The 20,185-nt window shown below is 39.6% G+C and carries 24 protein-coding genes and 1 riboswitch; of the genes, 9 read left to right on the top strand and 15 right to left on the bottom strand.

Annotated features, from left to right (window positions below; translation table 11 throughout):
- A complete protein-coding gene (locus KNO79_RS14550) occupies positions 1 to 531 on the top strand; it encodes a hypothetical protein (RefSeq protein ID WP_214691650.1) in 531 nt (176 codons plus the stop codon).
- 381 nt (positions 532 to 912) lie between these two features.
- Here the strand turns inward: KNO79_RS14550 and KNO79_RS14545 are convergent, their stop codons facing one another.
- A complete protein-coding gene (locus tag KNO79_RS14545) occupies positions 913 to 1,110 on the bottom strand; it encodes a hypothetical protein (RefSeq protein ID WP_214691649.1) in 198 nt (65 codons plus the stop codon).
- A gap of 510 nt (positions 1,111 to 1,620) precedes the next feature.
- Between KNO79_RS14545 and KNO79_RS14540 the strand changes: the two genes are divergently transcribed.
- The 3 genes from KNO79_RS14540 to KNO79_RS14530 are packed head-to-tail and all read left to right on the top strand — an operon-like array spanning position 1,621 to position 3,759.
- Entirely contained in the window at positions 1,621 to 2,514 is an 894-nt protein-coding gene (locus KNO79_RS14540; RefSeq protein WP_214691648.1) for a S8 family peptidase, read from the top strand.
- Between the two features lie 3 nt (positions 2,515 to 2,517).
- On the top strand, positions 2,518 to 3,243 hold the full coding sequence (locus tag KNO79_RS14535) for an SAR2788 family putative toxin (RefSeq protein WP_214691647.1): 726 nt from the start codon (positions 2,518 to 2,520) through the stop codon (positions 3,241 to 3,243).
- Between the two features lie 3 nt (positions 3,244 to 3,246).
- Entirely contained in the window at positions 3,247 to 3,759 is a 513-nt protein-coding gene (locus tag KNO79_RS14530; RefSeq protein WP_214691646.1) for a hypothetical protein, read from the top strand.
- A gap of 341 nt (positions 3,760 to 4,100) precedes the next feature.
- Here KNO79_RS14530 and KNO79_RS14525 read toward each other — a convergent pair whose 3' ends face one another.
- Both KNO79_RS14525 and KNO79_RS14520 read right to left on the bottom strand, forming a co-directional pair.
- Positions 4,101 to 4,478 (bottom strand): hypothetical protein, encoded by a 378-nt coding sequence (locus KNO79_RS14525; protein ID WP_214691645.1) that lies wholly within the window; start codon positions 4,476 to 4,478, stop codon positions 4,101 to 4,103.
- A gap of 489 nt (positions 4,479 to 4,967) precedes the next feature.
- Positions 4,968 to 5,453 (bottom strand): YxiG family protein, encoded by a 486-nt coding sequence (locus KNO79_RS14520; RefSeq protein ID WP_214691644.1) that lies wholly within the window; start codon positions 5,451 to 5,453, stop codon positions 4,968 to 4,970.
- A 1,265-nt stretch (positions 5,454 to 6,718) separates the two neighbouring features.
- Between KNO79_RS14520 and KNO79_RS14515 the strand changes: the two genes are divergently transcribed.
- The 3 genes from KNO79_RS14515 (at position 6,719) to KNO79_RS14505 (ending at position 8,741) form a co-directional block, all read left to right on the top strand.
- On the top strand, positions 6,719 to 7,351 hold the full coding sequence (locus tag KNO79_RS14515; RefSeq protein WP_214691643.1) for a hypothetical protein: 633 nt from the start codon (positions 6,719 to 6,721) through the stop codon (positions 7,349 to 7,351).
- A 199-nt stretch (positions 7,352 to 7,550) separates the two neighbouring features.
- Positions 7,551 to 8,162, top strand: a complete 612-nt coding sequence (locus KNO79_RS14510; protein ID WP_214691642.1) for an Imm64 family immunity protein — start codon at positions 7,551 to 7,553, stop codon at positions 8,160 to 8,162.
- A 126-nt stretch (positions 8,163 to 8,288) separates the two neighbouring features.
- Positions 8,289 to 8,741, top strand: a complete 453-nt coding sequence (locus KNO79_RS14505) for a hypothetical protein (RefSeq protein ID WP_251125347.1) — start codon at positions 8,289 to 8,291, stop codon at positions 8,739 to 8,741.
- An 18-nt stretch (positions 8,742 to 8,759) separates the two neighbouring features.
- Here the strand turns inward: KNO79_RS14505 and KNO79_RS14500 are convergent, their stop codons facing one another.
- The 5 genes from KNO79_RS14500 to KNO79_RS14480 all read right to left on the bottom strand — a co-directional run bounded on the left by KNO79_RS14500 (position 8,760) and on the right by KNO79_RS14480 (position 13,076).
- Positions 8,760 to 10,112 carry an NtaA/DmoA family FMN-dependent monooxygenase gene (locus tag KNO79_RS14500; RefSeq protein WP_214691641.1) on the bottom strand — a complete coding sequence of 451 codons (1,353 nt, stop codon included), beginning with the start codon at positions 10,110 to 10,112 and terminating at the stop codon, positions 8,760 to 8,762.
- Between the two features lie 61 nt (positions 10,113 to 10,173).
- Positions 10,174 to 10,926 (bottom strand): 3-oxoacyl-ACP reductase, encoded by a 753-nt coding sequence (locus KNO79_RS14495; RefSeq protein WP_214691640.1) that lies wholly within the window; start codon positions 10,924 to 10,926, stop codon positions 10,174 to 10,176.
- 124 nt (positions 10,927 to 11,050) lie between these two features.
- A riboswitch (TPP riboswitch) is annotated at positions 11,051 to 11,152 on the bottom strand.
- Positions 11,153 to 11,337: 185 nt separating this feature from the next.
- Complete coding sequence (locus KNO79_RS14490) at positions 11,338 to 11,559, bottom strand: hypothetical protein (protein ID WP_214691639.1); 222 nt, start codon at positions 11,557 to 11,559, stop codon at positions 11,338 to 11,340.
- Positions 11,560 to 11,739: 180 nt separating this feature from the next.
- Entirely contained in the window at positions 11,740 to 12,753 is a 1,014-nt protein-coding gene (locus KNO79_RS14485; protein ID WP_214691638.1) for a methyl-accepting chemotaxis protein, read from the bottom strand.
- A gap of 155 nt (positions 12,754 to 12,908) precedes the next feature.
- On the bottom strand, positions 12,909 to 13,076 hold the full coding sequence (locus KNO79_RS14480; RefSeq protein ID WP_214691637.1) for a hypothetical protein: 168 nt from the start codon (positions 13,074 to 13,076) through the stop codon (positions 12,909 to 12,911).
- Between the two features lie 319 nt (positions 13,077 to 13,395).
- On the opposite strand from KNO79_RS14480, the gene KNO79_RS14475 reads away from it, so the two are divergent.
- Together KNO79_RS14475 and KNO79_RS14470 are read left to right on the top strand one after the other, a co-directional pair.
- A complete protein-coding gene (locus KNO79_RS14475; RefSeq protein WP_214691636.1) occupies positions 13,396 to 14,142 on the top strand; it encodes a hypothetical protein in 747 nt (248 codons plus the stop codon).
- A 153-nt stretch (positions 14,143 to 14,295) separates the two neighbouring features.
- Positions 14,296 to 14,802 (top strand): hypothetical protein, encoded by a 507-nt coding sequence (locus tag KNO79_RS14470; RefSeq protein WP_214691635.1) that lies wholly within the window; start codon positions 14,296 to 14,298, stop codon positions 14,800 to 14,802.
- 584 nt (positions 14,803 to 15,386) lie between these two features.
- Here KNO79_RS14470 and KNO79_RS14465 read toward each other — a convergent pair.
- From KNO79_RS14465 to KNO79_RS14435, 7 genes are all read right to left on the bottom strand, one after another.
- Positions 15,387 to 15,737 carry a hypothetical protein gene (locus KNO79_RS14465; protein WP_214691634.1) on the bottom strand — a complete coding sequence of 117 codons (351 nt, stop codon included), beginning with the start codon at positions 15,735 to 15,737 and terminating at the stop codon, positions 15,387 to 15,389.
- A gap of 31 nt (positions 15,738 to 15,768) precedes the next feature.
- The gene (locus KNO79_RS14460) at positions 15,769 to 16,326 is read right to left on the bottom strand and encodes a DUF6036 family nucleotidyltransferase (RefSeq protein ID WP_214691633.1); all 558 of its coding nucleotides are present in this window, start codon (positions 16,324 to 16,326) and stop codon (positions 15,769 to 15,771) included.
- Between the two features lie 62 nt (positions 16,327 to 16,388).
- Positions 16,389 to 17,192, bottom strand: coding sequence for a hypothetical protein (locus KNO79_RS14455; RefSeq protein ID WP_214691632.1), 804 nt, complete (start codon positions 17,190 to 17,192; stop codon positions 16,389 to 16,391).
- Complete coding sequence (locus KNO79_RS14450; protein ID WP_214691631.1) at positions 17,189 to 17,965, bottom strand: ParA family protein; 777 nt, start codon at positions 17,963 to 17,965, stop codon at positions 17,189 to 17,191. Before KNO79_RS14450 ends, KNO79_RS14455 begins: the two co-directional genes overlap by 4 nt.
- Entirely contained in the window at positions 17,962 to 18,645 is a 684-nt protein-coding gene (locus tag KNO79_RS14445) for a DUF3102 domain-containing protein (protein ID WP_214691630.1), read from the bottom strand. The genes KNO79_RS14450 and KNO79_RS14445 overlap by 4 nt, the downstream gene beginning before the upstream one ends.
- Entirely contained in the window at positions 18,642 to 19,424 is a 783-nt protein-coding gene (locus KNO79_RS14440) for a ParA family protein (protein WP_214691629.1), read from the bottom strand. Before KNO79_RS14440 ends, KNO79_RS14445 begins: the two co-directional genes overlap by 4 nt.
- A 229-nt stretch (positions 19,425 to 19,653) precedes the next feature.
- Positions 19,654 to 20,184, bottom strand: coding sequence for a hypothetical protein (locus tag KNO79_RS14435; protein WP_214691628.1), 531 nt, complete (start codon positions 20,182 to 20,184; stop codon positions 19,654 to 19,656).
- Position 20,185: the final 1 nt, after the last annotated feature.

The following is a 20,185-nucleotide window of genomic DNA, read 5'->3' as shown; positions in this document are numbered from 1 at the left end:
TTGCCATTTCCAAACTATATCGTTGCTTCATCAATACTATTATTGATATTTATTGTCTCGATCGTTATTTACTTTCAAATTTACAAACGTCATATCAATAAAGCTTTAAAAAGTAATAATGAAAAACGTTCTACGCTTACCCCCCCTTACAAAATCACTATAGTCATGTCTGGTTTTATATTACTGATGGGCATTTTAATTAGCTATTCTGCAGGCTACACGAATGCATATAAGGACTACGAAAAAACGTTGTGGGAGTTCAAACCAACAGATGTGGAGACTTTTTACGCGAAGATCACAGAAATCGATAACGATTCCATAGTAGTTGAAGGAATTGAATTAAATAAAGAAGAATTTCAAGGTACACTAAATTACGACTTTTTTGAAGAACAAATCACAATTTATCAAAATGATGATGATGTTACTGGTCTTCCCGAGTTATCAAATGGAGATCTAGTCTCCATTACACTTTTAACGGATCGCTCAGGTAGTACAGATATTTTTAAAATAGAATTATTAGATCGTGAATGAATATACAAAAAATATTCGCAGATTGCTACTTAAACAGACCATTCTCTACTCACAGGATAATGGACTTTCAAGCTTGTTCACTTTTTTATTCTCTGAATCGAGGCATAACTTTCAATCAACACGTGAATAATTTGTTTATTCCATTCAATTTCGAATATATCCTTGGATAGCTCTGAGACGACGAAACTGACGCCCCCATCCGCAACTACCTATGTCCCATATAGATTACCACGCGGAAATAGTGCGAGTTCCGTCCCTCATCGAACCGGACGAACGGATCCAATCCATCGAACGCATGTTCATCAAGTAGCCGCTCGTCCATCACGCCTCCTCCAAAGACTCACTAGATAAAAACGTATACATGTATACGTTTCGGAACAATCAATTTTGTGCTTGAAGCGTGCTTGTATTAAAGAAGAGCGTCACCTGTTTCAATCGCTCCCCTTCTTTCACTTCACAAAGAATATCCATACTCACCAACTCGAATGCCTCGGGATCGATATCCATCCGTTCAGGAAGTCTTCTTAGTAATACCTCTTTCATCTCTTTAATCGTTTGCTGGTTCAATGTGTGATTCATTTGAATCATCCTCTCCTGTTGATAGCTCAACGATACCTCGAATCGGACCACTCGACATCTCGGCTTGCTTTATTTAAGCCCTAGGCTTGTTTGAAACAAGCCTAGGGCTTACGTTGGAAAAACGACCATTTTCACCAAACAAGCGACCATTTTTTCTGCAATCCACTCATCACAAATAAACATTCATGCAAAGACAGAGCAGCGCGAGTCGCCGGTCTTCGTCAAAGAAAAACGTGCGCTTTTCCTCCTGATGGTCCAAGATAAATCAATTGTGAAACGAAATAATAACCTTTATCGGAAAAAACCAATATTATTACCGCTAGTAAATCCCTAAAAACGGGAATTTAAATTTAAAAAGTCACTCGAGATACAAATAAAGAAAAATGAAGGTTAAAAGTTAAATAATTACATAAAATCATTTCTTGTGTTATATTTTTGAATAAGAGGTAGATGTACAGTTAGTGCAATTAAACATTTCGCTACATATACAAAAAATAAGAAGGAAGAATTATGATTACTAAATTTCCTACTCTAGTAATGACCCTTTTACTCTTACTAATGATTGCAGGATGTGATAAAAAAACAGAAGTCTACAAACAAGAAAAAATGTGTGATCAGAACTGGGCGCTTTGTGCATTATCAGTGTCAAAGAGCGAACCTAATTCAACAAATAAACCCATCAAGATTGCGGTTATGGACACAGGCATTAATAATGATTTGTTGCAATTTAAAGTGTCTGTCGTCAAGGAGTTTAACACGATAAACGGTTCTTCGAGAACCACTCCCAAAAATGCTCACGGCACTATGGTCGCCAGTATCATTGCAGCTACCTCTTTTAAAAACTTTACAATCGGGATTAACAATAATGTTCACTTGTATGATATCCAGACACTGGACGATGAAGCAAAAGGAAATATCACCGATACAATCAAGGGCATCGATTGGGCGATAGAGCAAGACGTGGACCTCATTAATTTCAGCTACGGTTTTTCTCAAGATCATGAGGAACTGAGAAATGCAATTAAACGTGCTCGTGACGCGGGAATCTTAATCGTCGCAGCTGCGGGAAACACGCTCGGTTTATCTACAGACTATCCGGCCCAATATGATGAAGTGCTCTCCATTTCCGCAATAGATAGTACCAATTCAATCTATCCATACGCGGCTAAAGGGAAAATCGACTTTGTTGCTCCTGGTGTAGATGTACCTGTTTTAAACCATGAAGGAATAATGGAGGAACAGTCAGGAACCTCTTTTTCGACCGCCTATGCAACTGGAGTTATTTCTCTACTCCTTCACGATCAAGACAATGATCACTTAATAAAAGAGCTAAGCAAAAATTCAATAAAACTAGGTCCAATGCATACATATGGGAATGGACTGATACAATTCAAGGAGGAATAAATCATGAAGAAGATGTTTATTGCAACATTAGTTTCTTCACTACTTATTGCTAATAGTGGTGTTAGCTATGCAACTGAAAAGGAAGTCAAGATAAATGAAGATTCGGAGCCAACAGTAACCGAAAAAGTCTATGAGGATAAGAACGTCAAGTATGTAGAGTCACATTTGGAGAATGAACAAATTAACATGGAAAGTACTTTAAAGTTCGACGAATTAAATGATGAACTATCTGTTGAGGCCATACTTAAGGATAATGGAACCGAGCTAAAGAAAGAATTTTCAATCACTATTTTAGAACTCACAGACGAGAATAATTTTAAAGCGGTTTTTACTGATAAAGAAACAAACGAAGAGTATGTATATGACACTGCTGAGTTACAAGCTTCAGCCTTGCCGGTTGTTGGTTTAATCGTCGGCGTGATTGCAAAACAGGGGCTTAAAACAGCGATTAAGAACTGGTCAAAATCTGTTGTAGCTTCTATGATTAGATCGGTACCGGCTGTCGCGAAAGAAGCAGCTAAAGATTTAGGATATTCTCAAGTCAATGAAACTTCGCATGGTCAAAAAGTATTTAAAAGAAACAAAGGCAAAGGACCAAAGTATATCTCACCTGACAAAGATGGTCATAACGGCGGTGCTTGGAAAGGCGCAAGCTCCATTAAAAACTTAGGAAGTAAAAAAACACGATCAGGCACATATGATGCTGAACTAAATAGAATAGGAGACTAATTCATGTTTGAGATTGATAAATTTAATATTGTTTTTGATATCACTAAAGAAACGCCATACTTTCAAGTCGATTCAGCACACCGAATCAGATTTAGTATGGACGAGTTAAATCTTTCTTTATTAAAGGACATTCTAAAATCCATTTTTGAATGTTCTCAGCCACTTCATCTCATGTTTGTATCTGAATACATCATGGACAATGTCCGTTGTTCATCAAAATCTAAACTTGGCAGATATCTAACGATTCGAAACTGGAAAGAACACGCTGTGGTAGATGAATTTTCTGGGGATGGTGCTGTTTACACCCTCATTAGAAATCTTAATTTAACAGAGGTCATGAACTATTGTACTCAAGTTTACAAAGGGGACACACAGGCTTATATAGCTTTTTACAACGACGACTTCCTAATGTATGTGAGTACCGACGTGGTTGATATCATTTCTTGGGATGATATCAAAATCCAGAACTTAAAGGAAAAATATGCATCGCATTACAATCGCTATTACGACAATTGAGGGAATCAATCAGACTTCCTCGATTGTCGATTTAGATTAAAGTCTCGGAAAATGCTGGACTCACACTCACTTCTAACAATTGCTCACAAAAAAGACACTCTCGATTGCTTCCAGGGCGTCTTTTTTGTGATTACTCATATGTTTCCCACGTAGCATTAGACACATTTAAAAAGATTCAAAGGTGAAGTCGAACATCAAAATATAATTACTTAACTTTGCTGCTTATGAGATCATAGGGCCGTTGAAAATCCAAACCTATATTGTTCTCAATGACAGGATGAAAGTCGTGCTTAAGTATTTGATAACACCTCATATTCGACCTTGTAAAGCTAACAGTTATTTTATAGATCCTGAATAGGGTATTTATCTAAATCAATGATATCAAACCCTATAAAGCCGGTGTAATTCGCCTCAGAAAAATGGAACTTGATTCCTGCAAATGTTGTTGTACTCTCAATCGGGACATTATTTAAACGTAGAGAAACACAATCTGGTTTTTTCACATAGCAAATATTTTTACTCATTACCTGACTCAAGCTGAGTGTTTCAAAATCTAATAATTCAATTCCTACAACTCGTCCTAACTCATCACAATCTAACTCGAGAAAAGGATTCGAGTCTAGTTCCTTCGTTTCATGTATCTTGTACCTATAGTTTTCAGGGAAGAGATATAGGTATCCCAACCTTAATTTTTTATCAAATGTAATTCTTACACTCATCTCATTACCTCTTTTTATTTTTGTTTTCACTTGATTTTGTATCAGTCATCATACACGATATTTTTGTCTTTTAGTGATAAAGCCTCCACCTTTATATGACTTAGCTATAGGTAGTTCTTAGCAAATGTCTGCCCATCAATCAGATCAACCATAATCCTGACTTAACAGACCTGACTTTTGAAATTTGAAATAGGTAACATTTCTCCTCGAGTACGAAACAGAATCTATACCGAGTCTCATTTCTTAGGCAAACCACGGAGAGCGTTACTTTCGATTACAAATCAGCTTTTCTGTGTTTCGAAAGTATCCAAACACCCGGTACAATAAGTGTGCTCACCACTAGCCCTATTAAACCGTAGGCTAACAACCCTACACCCGACCACCCTCCGATAAAAGTTAAGAATCAAACATGTATACTTCAATTCAGAAATGTGATCACACCACTGCCTTTAAAACTGAGAATCGTTTCTAGAATCATACCCTCCCAAATTAGTCGAGAGTGATTTTTAAACTCTCACTCGATTGAATCAACCCCTCGAAGACATCATCGTTGATTTCGATAGCATTACACTCGATAAAAAAGTGGTCCTTATTATTGACTTGGAAATACATATTCGTTTTTGAAGTGATTGCATTAATCGCCGTCTGTTCAGGGTCTATGCATTTAATTTTGACCTGTCCGAACCCGTTCCTGTGAAAGCCAATCTCGCTGACAAAAACGTTGTCGTCTTTTCCTCGGTCGTTAAGTCTATATGTCGCATCTAGGGTCTCAGAGTAAGCAACCTCCTCCTGATATACATAGAAGGAGAGTACCTCTTTGAATGTGATGTGTGTTCTTACTATCTGTTGCTGCCGTACGCTCTCGACGATGAGTGAAATCGTCTCATGCAAGTAATCGATGTCTAACTTGCTAACCTCCCACCCATTCGCTAAAAATTCTAATGACCTTTGAAGTTCGATATCCTTCTTGTTCATTTTACTTTTACCCCTCTTGTTCATAAGATGTCATATACGCTCCTATTCAAGCGACGCATGTGGACCTTGATCACACATCCTGCTTAGGAAATCGCCCATTACGCAATCGATAAACTAAATACGATAGGCAAATCAAGACACTGGCAGTACATCCATAAATTATCCCACAGACTATGATTATCGTGTAAAGAGCAATCATCCAATCCAACGGATGAAGTCCTCCCGCGTAAATCGAGCTGTTAACGACATCATGAAAATAAATTATATATGCATATATCACGTTGATGACACTAAATACCCAAGAAAACATGAAGTATGTATCAAAATTCTTGTAACGTAACCATACAACCATCATCACACATAGAGGAACCGTATACCCTATCAGCTCATTCCAATACACTCTTTACACTACACTTTCCTTGACACTTGCTCTAAAACCTAGAAACATCATTGAACTTTATTTCTCAAAATCCTTATTTTCTCGAGTCAGTCCTTCAAACTCAGTGACAATGAGGTTGTATTAAATTCACTTGGTTACCGTGATTTTTTGATTCAATACCAAAACATAAAAGGATTAATATAGAATATTATAGTTTCTATTGTAAAAAATGAATACATCTATAGCAGGATTGCCCTCATGAATGAGGTTATGGTTATCTTAATTGTATAAGAATACCTTGTATTCCTAAATTTTTATTTTTATGAGAGGATAATTCTATATGTTGGATGTTCTAGATTCTTTGAATTTTTTGATTTACGTCTTTCTATTTCTCAGTTTAAGTAACCTCGTATACCTGGCCTTTTTGGGTTCAAAAATCCCCAGCTCGTATTGGACCTTATTTAATTCTTTTATCGTTTTGATTGGGTCCCTCGTCTTGTTATTCAATACGGGAATCTTGGTGGATGAGATAGGAAGCGAAGGAAGCCAACTGGCATCCTACTCGACGTTGTGCATGATCGGCGCATTCATGATCTCGATTCCTTTTGCGTTTAAAAATAAAAAGAAGGGCGACTGATCAGTAAATACACTCAACCAGAAATCAATCTGATATGACATTCGAGCACGAAATAAATCAAGAGAAAGGTGAAGAATGAATGTGAACTTACGTAGTCAATTTTGAGATTCAAATGTCCTCACATGATGGACCAAACAACGGTGCCGGACGAGTAATTGGGGGCAGAGTTTTGTGCATCTAGTCCCTCTCGAACTGTTCAAGGTATATAAAACTCGGTCACTTCTCATCGATTTTACAGTATAGGAGGCAATGAATCTGAATATTTACAACATTAAAACCCTGGTCGTCAAGTATCGAGCTAGGGATTCCAAACAGGAAATCTCTTTGATAGAGTTACTTCATGACAATGAAATGGAGCTACTAACCTTTTTAGAGGACGTAGAGATGTCCGGTGAAGTCATTTACTATGTCAAATACTCAGACGGTGAAGAACAAGTCGTGACTCATGACAAGTCCGAACCTGATTTAAGCGAAGGTACATTCAGGTTGTTCGATTTCGTTCAACGTTGGCTGACCATATACGAATGGCGAGACGCCAAAGAGTTTGAAACAAGACGAGAATTCCTCAAGTTCGACTCCCTCTATGAGGGACTCAGGTTTTTGGCTGGCCCAGAAAAATGGTCCTATTATGCTAATCTTTCTGTTAAGGAGCTTGAAGAACGGCTGGGTCCAGATTCGCAAGGATTGGACGAGCATGAGGTTTCAGATGAGCGCATAGGAATGCATCTAACAATTGAGAAAGAAACCTTATTCAAAGAAGAATACAATTCAAGAGCAGGAATCAAACGTGGTCATTACTATGATCCGTATTTGGAGAGATGGATCAACATCCCACAGTCATACCGTGCTTTGAGACCTTTGATTCTCAGAACCATGTATTAACCTAATGCCCTGAAAATAAAAAGGTCCATGTGAGCCTATCTATTTTCCAAGTCACATGAAAAAATGAGGTCACAAGCGATGATTGATATGCTCTCAACCGATAGTGCTATTATAGTAATCAAAACGACATATCACAGACTGTATGACAAGTACTATGATGAATGGAATGGCTCGAAACCGAAGATAGGGGTTGAACTTGATGTTTAGATCTGGCGGCTATATCAACATCGCATTAGTGTTTTCAGATAATGATGCCATTATTCCTAATCTATGTAGTTATTTAAGCTCGATTATTGCACAAGGTAGTCGCTTGATGAAAGTAAGGTATAGCCTAGACACTGACGGAGAACACTGGGTCGAAGAAGACATCGTCGACGATGAAATTGACCTGAATGTATTCTCAAATTTCTATCCGTCCCTAACGCTTTCTGGGGATGCATTCGATGTGAGAAGCAATGATGTTCACTTAACCCCTGTCATCGTGAATCATTTTCATGGAATTCTTATAGATATTCGGTGGGATGACATTGTCCCACGTTCCGGGTCTATTGATGAGTTAAACGTTCAGACAGATAGAATCATTCGGTGTTTAGCGCGTTCCTACTTTTCAACTCCTTATTCTTACGCTGTGGTAGGACATGAACTCGATGTTGAAATCGCACCGGAAGACTTTGAATTGAAAACCGGCAGATCAGGTGTTTTCCCATTAGCCTTGAGGGGGGACAAGTCTGTATTACATGTTTATCGAGGTTCTTTTCATCTCGATGGATTGACCCCACAAACGATGCGACAAGAAATCATTCACTCATGACGAATCGTTTGTATCAGAGAACTCTTGTCTCTTGATTCAACGATTTATATTGGCTCTTCTCTGAGAGGAGGAATAGCCAATCCTAATGCTACGTCACACAATATTGAAATGGAAGGAGGCTATGGGATGGACAGTCGATTGGAGGAATTAATCCTATCCATGCAGGTCGGTGAAGTGAAAAAACTATACGATGACGTCGGATATGAGGCATTCAGTCACGAGCTTTTGTCGATAGCATTTTCAAATGAGAGTTTGACCAACTATGTAGTTCTGGTGCATCTGCTTCATGAAGACGAATCTCCCGAGCTACATGATTTGGCTTTTCAGGTTCTCACTCACCCTCTATGCCACATCGAGGGCGCCTATGCCTCTTCATTGATGCATGCTAAAAAGTCCTTAGATGTGAATCACTCCATCGATGTAAGCAGTTTAGAAAACCTGCTGTTCTTGAACACCGTTCCTGAAAAAATCGTCAGTGACCGAGATGCCGTTCAAATAGCCAAGAGAATTCAAACTCTCGAACCTGATAATGAGGTCGCTTCGTTAGTGCTTCGCCTCATCGCTCCAGAGGAAGATTGATACGGCATAGTCCACAAGTCACTCTTCCTCGTAGTTACCCCGTTGAGGAGATCGATCACGCGAACCCGGAGGTACCAGATCAAGGTGTTCACGTAAAGTGGCCCCCTCGTAACCCTTTCGGAAGATCCCTCTTTTTTGCAGCTCAGGGATTATCAATTCCACGAAATCTTTTAGCCCTGATGGCAGAGTCGGTGGCATAAGGTTAAACCCATCTGCAAGCCCCAGATTGAACCATCGCTCCATCTCGTCTACAATCTCTTCGGGTGTCCCGATTAGAGTGAGGTGTCCTCCCCCAGCACTGATATAACCTAGGAGTTCTCTGAGTGTAGGTTCTTTGTCATGTACGATTTCCAATATGGTTTTATAACGACCGACAGGACCGGTAAATGAATCGATTGGTGGTAACGAAGGTACCCTCTCATCAAGTTCCCACTTCGAGCAATCTTCACCTATAAAATAACTCAGTTGCTTGATCGCGTTCTCTAGAGGTAGCCTTTTATCTAACTCAAGCTTTTTTGAATAGGCTTCTTCTTTTGTTCGTCCGATATATGTAACAAGGCCCGGAAATATCTTGACGTGGCGAATAGTTTTGTTCTGTTTTATGAGGTGTTGTTCTAAACGATTCCGATATTCCATCGCCTGCTTCAAGTTCCAAGAAACTGAATACACTGCATCTGCATATTTTGCAGCCAGTTCAATCCCTTGATCCGAGGCCCCCGCTTGCATGGCAACAGGCTTTCCTTGCGGGCTACTTGGTGTAGTGGAGGGACCTTTGACTTTAAAGTACGTCCCGACATGATCTATCGGTTCAATATTCTGTTCATTAATGAGATGGTTGGCCAATCGATTCGGGGAGAAATCGCCTCGATTCCACGAGAGAAACAATTTATCCATCACTTCCGCAAACTCATCAGCTTTCTGATAGCGCCTCTCCCTAGAAGGAAGATGATCCATTCCATGATTCTCAGCCTCCCAGTCGGACATCGACGTCACTAAATTCCACCCTACACGTCCTTTCGAGATATGGTCCAGGCTAAATAACTGTCTCGATGCCGTAAATGGATTAGAGAAAGTGCTTGAAATGGTGGAAACCAAACCGATTCGGTTCGTGACTTGTGAGATAGCCGTTAAATTTATCATCGGATCAAACCAAAATGCCGGTATTTCGGTCGAGGTGGTTGCAGGAAATGATTGATTGTCTGCAAAGAAAACCGCATCCAAAAATCCAGACTCTGCAATCCTGGCCAGTTCTTGATAATATGTGACGTTGCCGATCAACTCTATCGAAGATTCAGGCATCATCCAAGCGGCTTGGTGATGTCCACATCCATAGAGTAGCACTCCTAAATTTAATTGTTTAGCAGGTTTCAAATAAGGTACTCCGTTTCTATGAGAATTCTTACACTTTCGATATCCTGTTTAGAATTATTCTTTAGTTCATGGTCAATCCACCGTCCACTACCAAGTTCTGGCCAGTGATACCTGATGCTTCTTCAGATGACAGATACGAGACAAGTTGAGCAACCTCTTCGGGAGTCGTGACCTGCCTCAGGGGCGTAGTCCGGGCAATCAAATCGAAGACTTCGGGACTTGTCACTGAACTCGCATCAGTCATCTTTAACAACCCTCCAGATACAACATTGGCCCTTATCCCAAACTTTCCAAGCTCCGCGGCAAGATTGCGCGTAAATCCGATCAATCCCGCTTTCGCCGTCGTGTATTCATGGTAAGGCACTACAGGGTTTTGGAATAGGTTTGTCCCGATGTTGATGATACTCCCCTCAGATCTTTCAATAAATTGAGGGAGTACACTCTGGGAAACATTGAACGCTGCCTTGATTGTTCCGTCCAGTTGCTTCTGATAGTCGTCCCAAGAGAGGTGTTCGAATGCCTTCTGTGCCATCGGGTCAAACTTAAAATCTACTAACGCGTTGTTTACAACCACATCTACGTGACCATAGTGTTCCGTTGCTTTCTTAATTAATAAATCGACATCTTCTCGTCTCGTCACATCACCATAGATAGCTATTGCATGTTCTTCCCCTAACATTTGAACCAACTCATTTGCGGCTCTTCTACTTTTATAGTAGTTGATGACCACTTTGAATCCTTTCTCTACCAATACTCTAGCGATTGTGGCGCCTAATCCTCTGCTACTACCTGTTACAAGTACAACTTTACTCATCATTGTGATCTCCTTTTTGTCTAGATGATTGTATTGTCTATAAAAAAACACAACTTCTCGCGTGAGAGAAGTTGTGTACAAGCAAAAGATACATGGCAAAAAGGAAATGAATCCATTTGCGGATGCAGTCATGTTCACACTTCCCTACGCTAGTACTATCTAGTTCAGGTTCGAAGGGTTCGAGTTTTAACTCGTCTCAGTTCAATGAACACCCCTAGTGATGCTATTCAGTTCTAGCTCAATGTATAGCAAGAGGAAAAAAATGTCAAGGTGGTTGAATGGTAATCTCTCCTCCTAGTTCAACAAAAGGCAGCTGATATAGAAAAATCGCAACCATCTGCAAATATAGGTCAGAGTTATTCGTGACAAAATTAAGGATGTAATCTGTTCGATTGTTGTACGATTCGACGATTACAGTCTGAAATTTCGACTTCTTCCCTTCAAATTCTCTGCGGTCTCAGCTAACTCTTTTACGAAATGATTCATCGTCTCGCTCGTTACAGACAACTGTTCAGTAGCAGCGGCGACCTCCTCATTTCCTGCAGTGCTCTCCTCAGAAATTGATGCGATATCTGAAAGAGCTTTCTGAATGACTTGCTGGTTAGACTTCACACGGTCGAATCTTGTTTGCATCGAATGACTTAACGTCCTCATTTTTTCAACACTCGTTTCCATCTCTTCAAAAGATGTCTTGGTCAGTTCGAGCGTTCGTTTCCCGTCTTCAGTTGACTTTCTGCTTTCTGTGAATACGGCGTCCAGTTCTACTGAATTTCGTTTAACGTTAGTTGCGATTTCTGAGATCTCGCTCACAGACTAAGAAACGTCATCCGAAAGAGTCCTTATCTCGGCAGCGACGACTGCGAATCCTCTTCCTTGATCACCAGCTCGTGCTGCCTCGATCGCAGCATTGAGTGCAAGTAAGTTCGTCTGTTCTGAAATTTGACGGATCAACGTTACGAGCTGCGTTACTTCATCCGCTTGTTTCTCAAAATCTTTTACTTGTACTTGTGACTGTTGAATTTGGCTATATATACGAGACATTTGCTCGACCGCCTCCTCCATGAGACGCTGACCCGAGACGGTCGCGTTCCCAACAAAATCCGCCTGATGGCTCACTTCATCACCTTCTTTGGCCGCCGAGCTGACTAAGGTAGAGAATTCATTCATGTGTTCATGGAGTCTCATCGTCAACGTACTTTGATTCTCAACCCCACTTTCGATTTCCTCCATCGTATAGGCAATTTGGCGAGAGGCTTCGTGCACTTCTACAGATATAGCAGCAACATTCCCACTCTCTTCACTGACGGTCTGAGAGGAGTGTTGGATGCTTGCCACGAGTTCCTTTAACATCTTCGTCATCTTCGTCATCGAACTGGTCAATCGCATAATTTCATCATCGTTCTTCAAAGAGAGTTTACTGATCACGATTTCCGCCTCACCTAGATCTCCGTTTGACACATGGTTCGCTACTTCCTCTAACACGCCCATAGGTTTAAACTTCCAATCTAGGTAACCCCAAATAAAGGTGACTGCTAATACCATGAGAACCATTAAGCCGACGAGTATTTGAGGCGCCATCTCCTTCAGTACCCCGCTCGAGATGTAACTCACCTTCGAAGCGTCTTTGTCCAACCCAAGCACACCGATCACTTCTCCGTTGTGTTCGATCGGCACCAACACCGAAACATAATCCCCAAACTCATCATCATGAATCACATCCGTGGCGATTTCTTTACCATTGTATGCAGCTCGTACATTTTTTATCGAAGTCGAGGACAACTTCTCCCCAATCGGAGAGACCACACCCGCCTCTGCCCCATCAATCATGATACGTGCCTCTTCGCCCTCTATCGCCACTATATAGGCATACATGGCTCCGATTTGCTCTCGGTAAGTGTTCAGCTCTTCCCTGTATTTCTTGTACTCCTCATTCTCGCTTGGATGGCGGCAAAGTCCTCATAAGTTGCGGTATCCATGCTTTCTCAGTATGGTGTAGCATCATCTATCATCATTGATTGGATCGTATTCAAAACGGTGTTCTTAGATCCAACATATTGAAAAACTCCAAACAAGACAATAAATAGTAAAATAAATCCAAGCATTACTTTTAATACACTTGCTTTCAACGTGCCGCGCTTCTTTTTTCTCATTCCCGAAAACCTCCTCTTTCCAATTTAACTATCGAACGATTAGTCAAAGGATTGAGCGTTCTTTTTTGAGAACTCAAAAGTGAGTGTATCGGAATATATAGAATATTATCCGATTCGAAGCTAACGATAGGTCTGGATGTTTGCTTTTAGATTTTTTAATTTGATGATACGAGAGTTGTATACATTCGACATCGAAATATACACAACCCTTGATCATTTCGCGTACCTTGTTTTTGAATCAAAAGTACGGGAAAATAATACAAGACTAGATTCCTGTCTGTAGATTATGTATACACTAAAATGTAAAGTGGTGACATTGATGCAATCAAGCGAAACAAAAGTAAAATCATTTCGTGTCTCTGAAGAAGTGACCGAACATATTCAACGTCTAATGCAAGAACGACAACTAACGACGAATCAATTGTTTGAAGAATTCATTCAATTGGCTGATAAACAATCACCAGACCCATTAATCGATGAAGAAAATAGTGTACTTGAAACTACACTTCATCAGATCGCTTCACTCTTTCAAGAACGAGCGCTTCGCTTAGAGAAGCAACAAAAAGAAACTCAACGCATGACAATTCAATATACTGAAACAATACGTGAACTTGAAGACAGTGTTGTGAAGGAAAGTGAAGAACTTCATCGAGAATATGAAGCTAAAGTCATGCAACATCAGGAAGAACTAGAACAACTTCAACAGCAATTGGACCAACTACATACAGATAAACAAAACTTACTAAACGCACTGGAGTTGGAGAAACAATCAGCGAAAGAAGAGTTGAAGGTTCATAAAAAGACGATCTTTGATTTGGAAGGGACTATTCGAAAGTTAGAAGAGAGTCAAAAACAATTAAATCGTCAAAACCAGAGTTTAATGGATGCAGTGGATGAATTAAAAAGCAAATCCCGTCGAAGTGATCAACTCGAAGAAGAGAATCAAAAACTTCACTTAGAAGTGCAACTTCTTCGACGCGAGAAGGAGACGCTTGAGAAATCGATAAGTGAGCAGATAGAGTTAGCTGTTCTAAGGGAACGAAACAAATCATTGGATAAGTCCTAAAAATTAGTAACGCACTTTATTTTTTTGCTTTAAAGAGTTATTCATTTTCAATAAACAAATAACCTGTATGAAGCAATTGGAGTTTAATCTACAAACATTCGCTCCAACATCAATAACTTATGCTAAATGAAAATAATAAAGAGGAATCATTATATGCATTATATTACTAATGTTGAAATTTTATTTGAATCCAATTCTTCGGGAGAACCCTTCCCACTCCATGAATTAGCAGAAAAGCAATCAACACAATTGGTAGAGATACTTGAAGATTCTGATGTAACAGGCAATCTACATTACATTATTACTTACAATGGTGGTCATCAAAAAAAAATTATTCTTCCAAAAAATAAACCTAGCAATGATTGGGGCTTTGAAATCGAAGCATTCCTCTACAGGTGGAAACTTCTTTATGAACTTCACTCACGCAGATATATTGTATACGATGAAAATAACCAACCAACCACAACAAGTAAATTAAGTGAGTCAGAATATCAAAATCTACTAAAAGATTTTGATATATATTTCGATTTCGATTCTAATTTCAGACAAAACTTGTTGCAAACCAATACTTATTTTGATCCCTTTTTAGATGAGAAAGTCCTTGTGAAAGAATCACTTACAGCTTTTAAGAGGATTATCTTCGAATTAGATTTAGTGTGATTAAGTGAGGAGAGTAGTTATTTTTAGCTATCATAAATCGAAAACTAAACCGAGACTACATAGTCTTACGTATTCATTCTTCCCGACCGAAGGATGAAATACATTTGGAATAGGGATATGTCTTTGATAATTTCATTTACACATGTAAGGACAAAGGTACATGGTTTGTCTTTATTCTTATTTTACTTATCCTACTAGTTTCTCTACATTATATCTACAAAAGGCTTCGGGATATTATAAACTACTCAAAACGTGAATTGAGACTTGAGTTATGTAAAATTCTTGAGGAGATGCACTTAAATCTACTCATTCAAGAAAATAGTCGTGAAGCACCTTCAACACGATCACTGAAGTTATTGAAGAAAGCAAGACGCTATCGTCACTTTTGAACTATCATAACTCCATTAATACTCAAATTTTAGTGTCCCGTTCCATAGTAACTGCTTTCAACCACTTTCTCCTTGTTGCATGTACATGAATACCAAATATCTATGTGATTATCCCTGATATAGCCCATAGAAAAAGGAGTACGATTCATTTCTTTATGAAATGAGCCGTACTCCTTTTCTTAATTCAACTTCATTTTATGATCTCACACGTAAACCGCGCGCCTTGAATCGATTACGCTTTTCTTCCAACCTTACTTTCATATCGATAGAGAACGCACTTTCAGGATTAGTATAGGCTCGGCGTGCAGCCATGCTGAGCATTTTAGCCACATCCTCTACCCGGTCCTCTGATAACTCTTTAGCCAAAGAGCCGACAAAGTTGCGTGCCTCCACTCGATTACAAAGCGATTCGGGGACCTTAACATCATGACTCAGAACAAGCGCCAGTTGAGCTGTCTCTTGACGATAACTTGTCCCACCAAATTGCATACGATCTTGTTCACGCAATAGTTCTTGATAAAGTCGCTCATGTTTCCTCTTTGTCATCGGTCACCCTCCTCTTCGTTTATTTTCTTTATTATATACCCTTTTCCTGAAAAATTCGACTTAAGTCATGTACATTACAAAACGGGTCGTTCCAGGTCATGTTTGACTTGTACTCCTCTACAAGCTCGAGGAGTTTGTTTTTATCGCAGAGCTTCAACAAATTGGTGTTCTCGAGATCTTCCAGGTCCTTCTGACGAGAAGAAAAGATTTTCGTACACGCCAACAGTTCAATGTCTGGGATATACACATCAATTGCTTCAAATAACCCTTCAATCTTATGTCGAAATTCTTCTTCCTGAAAATCTTCACGTGGAGGGAATTGAATCACACCCTCGACAATTTCAATTTCATATTCTTGAAGTGCATCTTTCAATTCAGTTGTCACGACACCCTCTGTTACTCGAATATCTATATCTCGAGTTGGTCGATACTCCATTTCCTTACTCATCATTTCAATGAAGAGAAGGATACCTGAAGCACCTACTACAACAAATTCGACGTTAATATTTTTCGCGGCACAAAACGTATCAAGGACGAGCAGGGTGTCGATGATATCCTCAACATCTTTGTACTGATTGGAATAAGACATGATTGCCCCCGATTCACAAAACCTTACGTAAGCCCCGTCAACATATCGGGTCTACGTCTTGCTTATTTTGTATTCAAATAGGCATTGAGAGCCCGACGAATAATTTCATCTTCAGACACATGCTCTTTTTTAGCAGCTTGTGTTAATCCGACATACAATGGATCTGTTAAATCTGAAAAACGAATTTGTACCTTCATAGGTTTTACAGTAGAAGAATTAGCTTCAATGACACGCTGCTCTTGACGCTCGATCAACATACGCTTCACTTCACGCAACTCTTCACGTGTCATCTCATAAACTGTTTTATCCCCATTTGCTGTGTAGTATTTCTTATCATCTAGTAATGCGAGCTTTGGGTCTTCCGGCCATGATAGGAGTTCCGCTAACTTAGTCGCACTAAAATCTTGTTCAATCGTTTTTTGTAAAATGTTTGGACCAAACGTATTCCAAAACGAGACAAATCGATTCACTTGAGAATGAGACATCCCAATCTTCGCTAAGAAATCTGTCCAATTCCCTTCTTCTTGTTTAAATTCCTTTTTTGTTTCCGGATTCCGGAACAAACTATTTGCATGCGCAAGAATACGACACTTTTCGACAAAACTCGTCGCCTGAATCGCATCAATGTGATTATAGTATTGAACAATGCCTTCCATGTCTTCGGGCAATTTTTTTGTAATAATACGAGAAAGTCCGGTTGCTGGTAAGGATTGATACGGATTCGTGATGGTCGTCGTTGCAGAAAATTCTTTGACCGCTTCCACTTGATCCGTACGATCTTCACTAGATTGTGTACTTTGTTTCACCGGTAAATTGGCACTGAATGTCGAAATTTTTGGTGTATGTTTTTTACGAGGGCGACTCATAAAGAAAGTACCTCCTGGGCAAGTTGTAAATAAGCATCCGTTGCGGGACTTTTATGATCGATCACAGGTCTAGATTCCCGTTGTAGGGTTTGTACCTTAACGGCATACGGGATTGTTGTAAGGACGGGAATCCCGACTTCTTTCCCGAGTTCCTCAAGTTCCTCTACCGTCGTCGTATCCCCTTTAGAGCGTGCGCTGACCATTGTCGGAATAAAGGCTGCGATATGAATATCTTCCCGAAATCGTTTCATTTCTTCTAACTCTTCAGGAGCCGAGTATACCGCGTCCATCGAAAACTTTTGCATCTGTACAGGCATGATAATTCGATCTTGTGCGACAAGGGCGCAACGCGCATAGGGATTCAACGCTGACGTCGAACCTGGACAATCGATTAAACAAATATCAAATAGTTCATCTAGTTTGGCCAATTCTTCACTGAGTCGATACTCATAACCAATTTGACTCGTTAAATCACTCGGTGAAGCAGACCGTCTTGTTGGAACTAAGTAAATCGTTCCAGTCTCATATTCACAAGTAACGATGACTTGTTCAATCGGTGTATAAAACGGATCGTTGTCTTCGAGTAGACAATCCAATAGTACCTTCCCTTCATAGTCGTTCGTCAGACCTAAGCCATTCGTTGAAGACGCCTGATCATCGGCATCAATCACGAGTACACGTAAGCCGTCCCGTGCGTAGGCATGAGCTAAATTGATGGTCGTCGTTGATTTTCCAACTCCACCTTTACGATTGTACAATGCGATTTTCTTCATGACTGTTCTCCTTGTTCATCTGTGGCTTCAATTATATTGTCTGATACAGTTCGCTCAATCATTTCAGCTAGTAACTCACTGACACTACGATTATGTGCATGGGCATACTGTTGAAATTGTTCCGAAAGATTGCTTGGAATACGCGCGGACAAGATCGAAGATGACTTTTTCTCTTGCTGAAAAGGTTTCACTTTAAGAGGTGTATGAGTGTTCTCTTTTCGAAGATCACGAATCTGTTTGACCGTGAGCTCTTCGACCTGTCTCCTTTCACCATTAATATATAACCCTTGCTCGACGACCTCGTCGACATTATCGAGATACATGAGTTCAAAAATTTTGGATGCCGGTAGACTTGTTAGCGATGATTCGAGCGGATGCAGGGTCTCATAGGCTTTTATATATCGTGAGGCAAGTGAAGCGGACATAGAGACCGCTTCTAAAAACATCCCCCACTCTTTTTTGTCATGCATCTCAGAACGGGCAATCACTAGACGTTTCCCAATCTCAAATACGGAAATGGTTTGTACTTTGGCAAGTTCATTGATTTCATGGACGAGGTCCTCAACTTCCTTTGAAATCGGCAGCTTTTGAACCAGTGAACTGATATTCGTTAAACCACTTTGATAAGGGTGCTGCTCACTCGGTTTGATTTTATGAATGTTACGATTTCTGGCTTTCATACAGAATCACCTCTGGATGTTCGAATCTTTTGTGCCAACTCTCGAAACGGTTCCGATAACTGTTTTGATTCTTTGGAGCGGTATTGAATGACACTTTTTCCACTATCCGCTGCTTTTTCAATAAATGTCGATCGTTTGATGACAGGTAAAATAGGCAACGATTCAGCCAATGCAATTTGTTCCATCGCTTCGAAATATTCTTTGTCGGCTTTTAACATATGATCCATCGCCACAGGTAAGACCCCGGCAATCTCTAAATCGGGATTATAGAACTTTTTCACCTTTTGTACGGTGCGAATGGTACTTCCTAGCTGATCAAAGACAAGCTTTTTCGGCATAAACGGAATAATGGTCGTATTGGCAGTCGACAAGACGACTTTTGAGAGTTCGTTAATCGAAGGAACTGAATCTAAGATGACCCAATCAAATTCATCTTCAAGCGGTGCAATCATATCCTTTAAAAGGAAGAGCTTATCTTGCTCAGAAAGTAAATTGATCAATCTTGCATTTCGTTCATTTGAAGGAAGAAGACTGACATGATACGTTTCGTCATCAAACAAAATATCTTTGATATCCAAATTTCGTGTATGTACATCAAACATGGTCATATATTTGATCGTATCGGATTCTTTTAACATTAGTTTGCTAAGAGAACCTTGAGGATCTAAGTCGATGAGAAGAACACGTTCCCCTAACTCTCCTAATGCATAGGCCATGTTCAAGGAACAGGTGGTTTTTCCAGATCCACCTTTCGAAATGTAGAACGTTAATATGTTCATGCCCTCTCCCCTTTCTACAAATAATGATGGCACAGCATCCATTAAAATTCAATGTTTTATCTAGATGATAGTGTATTTTATAGAAAATAACTTGTATACAAACGGAGTGATGATTGTATACTACTTTTTAAGTTGTATACATTTCGATGTCGAAATGTATACAACTCTTCTGTAAACAAAAAAGATGTATCTGCTAGTGAGACACATCTTGCCTTATACCTAAATGATATTAAACCATTTGGGCTTTCAATTTATTAATACGATTCAGCTCAAAGGAGTCTAATTCTCCAATCGCTTTATAAAGAAAAGTAAAATAATCTTCAGCCGCGTCAAGAAGTATAGAAATAAAGTGTTGTTCTTCGATTCTCATCTTATTATCATCTACCGAAAACAAAAGCAATTGAGCATCAAGTTTTGACATTTCTATTGTGATCGGTTGATTTGGGAAAGAACATTCTGCTTTCCCAGCATTTTGATAATCTTCAATCAGGTTAATTAGATATGGCCACAAACTACTTATCTCGTCCCAGAAACCATACGGGATAATTACTTTCCAACCAATTTTAATAAAAATGACACCATCTACATAAAAAAGATCTTTCTCATCATTGAACTTTTTAATAGATTTTAAGAGGTTCTCTGCGTCTTCCCGATTGCCTTGAATCGATATATAGTACTCATCTGGATTGAGTGCGAGATTCCCTAGATCTTCAACATCTCTTTTCAAAAGAAGACTCTCGATGTGTAATATTTCTTTCAAA

The sequence above is a fragment of the Exiguobacterium sp. s43 genome (assembly GCF_018617255.1).
Classification (GTDB): domain Bacteria; phylum Bacillota; class Bacilli; order Exiguobacteriales; family Exiguobacteriaceae; genus Exiguobacterium; species Exiguobacterium profundum.
The sequence above is the reverse complement of the archived record's forward strand: the minus strand, read 5'-3'. Positions and strand labels throughout refer to the sequence as shown.

Bases quoted from the DNA above. Each gene is read 5' to 3' on its own strand.
- KNO79_RS14450 (WP_214691631.1), bottom strand. From the start codon at position 17,965: ATGAAGAAAATCGCATTGTACAATCGTAAAGGTGGAGTTGGAAAATCA.
- KNO79_RS14470 (WP_214691635.1), top strand. From the start codon at position 14,296: ATGCATTATATTACTAATGTTGAAATTTTATTTGAATCCAATTCTTCG.
- KNO79_RS14445 (WP_214691630.1), bottom strand. From the start codon at position 18,645: ATGAAAGCCAGAAATCGTAACATTCATAAAATCAAACCGAGTGAGCAG.
- KNO79_RS14460 (WP_214691633.1), bottom strand. From the start codon at position 16,326: ATGTCTTATTCCAATCAGTACAAAGATGTTGAGGATATCATCGACACC.
- KNO79_RS14540 (WP_214691648.1), top strand. From the start codon at position 1,621: ATGATTACTAAATTTCCTACTCTAGTAATGACCCTTTTACTCTTACTA.
- KNO79_RS14465 (WP_214691634.1), bottom strand. From the start codon at position 15,737: ATGACAAAGAGGAAACATGAGCGACTTTATCAAGAACTATTGCGTGAA.
- KNO79_RS14520 (WP_214691644.1), bottom strand. From the start codon at position 5,453: ATGAACAAGAAGGATATCGAACTTCAAAGGTCATTAGAATTTTTAGCG.
- KNO79_RS14495 (WP_214691640.1), bottom strand. From the start codon at position 10,926: ATGAGTAAAGTTGTACTTGTAACAGGTAGTAGCAGAGGATTAGGCGCC.
- KNO79_RS14510 (WP_214691642.1), top strand. From the start codon at position 7,551: ATGTTTAGATCTGGCGGCTATATCAACATCGCATTAGTGTTTTCAGAT.
- KNO79_RS14440 (WP_214691629.1), bottom strand. From the start codon at position 19,424: ATGAACATATTAACGTTCTACATTTCGAAAGGTGGATCTGGAAAAACC.
- KNO79_RS14545 (WP_214691649.1), bottom strand. From the start codon at position 1,110: ATGAATCACACATTGAACCAGCAAACGATTAAAGAGATGAAAGAGGTA.
- KNO79_RS14475 (WP_214691636.1), top strand. From the start codon at position 13,396: ATGCAATCAAGCGAAACAAAAGTAAAATCATTTCGTGTCTCTGAAGAA.
- KNO79_RS14490 (WP_214691639.1), bottom strand. From the start codon at position 11,559: ATGCAAACAAGATTCGACCGTGTGAAGTCTAACCAGCAAGTCATTCAG.
- KNO79_RS14505 (WP_251125347.1), top strand. From the start codon at position 8,289: ATGGACAGTCGATTGGAGGAATTAATCCTATCCATGCAGGTCGGTGAA.
- KNO79_RS14480 (WP_214691637.1), bottom strand. From the start codon at position 13,076: ATGAGAAAAAAGAAGCGCGGCACGTTGAAAGCAAGTGTATTAAAAGTA.
- KNO79_RS14525 (WP_214691645.1), bottom strand. From the start codon at position 4,478: ATGAGTGTAAGAATTACATTTGATAAAAAATTAAGGTTGGGATACCTA.
- KNO79_RS14535 (WP_214691647.1), top strand. From the start codon at position 2,518: ATGAAGAAGATGTTTATTGCAACATTAGTTTCTTCACTACTTATTGCT.
- KNO79_RS14515 (WP_214691643.1), top strand. From the start codon at position 6,719: ATGAATCTGAATATTTACAACATTAAAACCCTGGTCGTCAAGTATCGA.
- KNO79_RS14530 (WP_214691646.1), top strand. From the start codon at position 3,247: ATGTTTGAGATTGATAAATTTAATATTGTTTTTGATATCACTAAAGAA.
- KNO79_RS14485 (WP_214691638.1), bottom strand. From the start codon at position 12,753: ATGATTGATGGGGCAGAGGCGGGTGTGGTCTCTCCGATTGGGGAGAAG.
- KNO79_RS14455 (WP_214691632.1), bottom strand. From the start codon at position 17,192: ATGAGTCGCCCTCGTAAAAAACATACACCAAAAATTTCGACATTCAGT.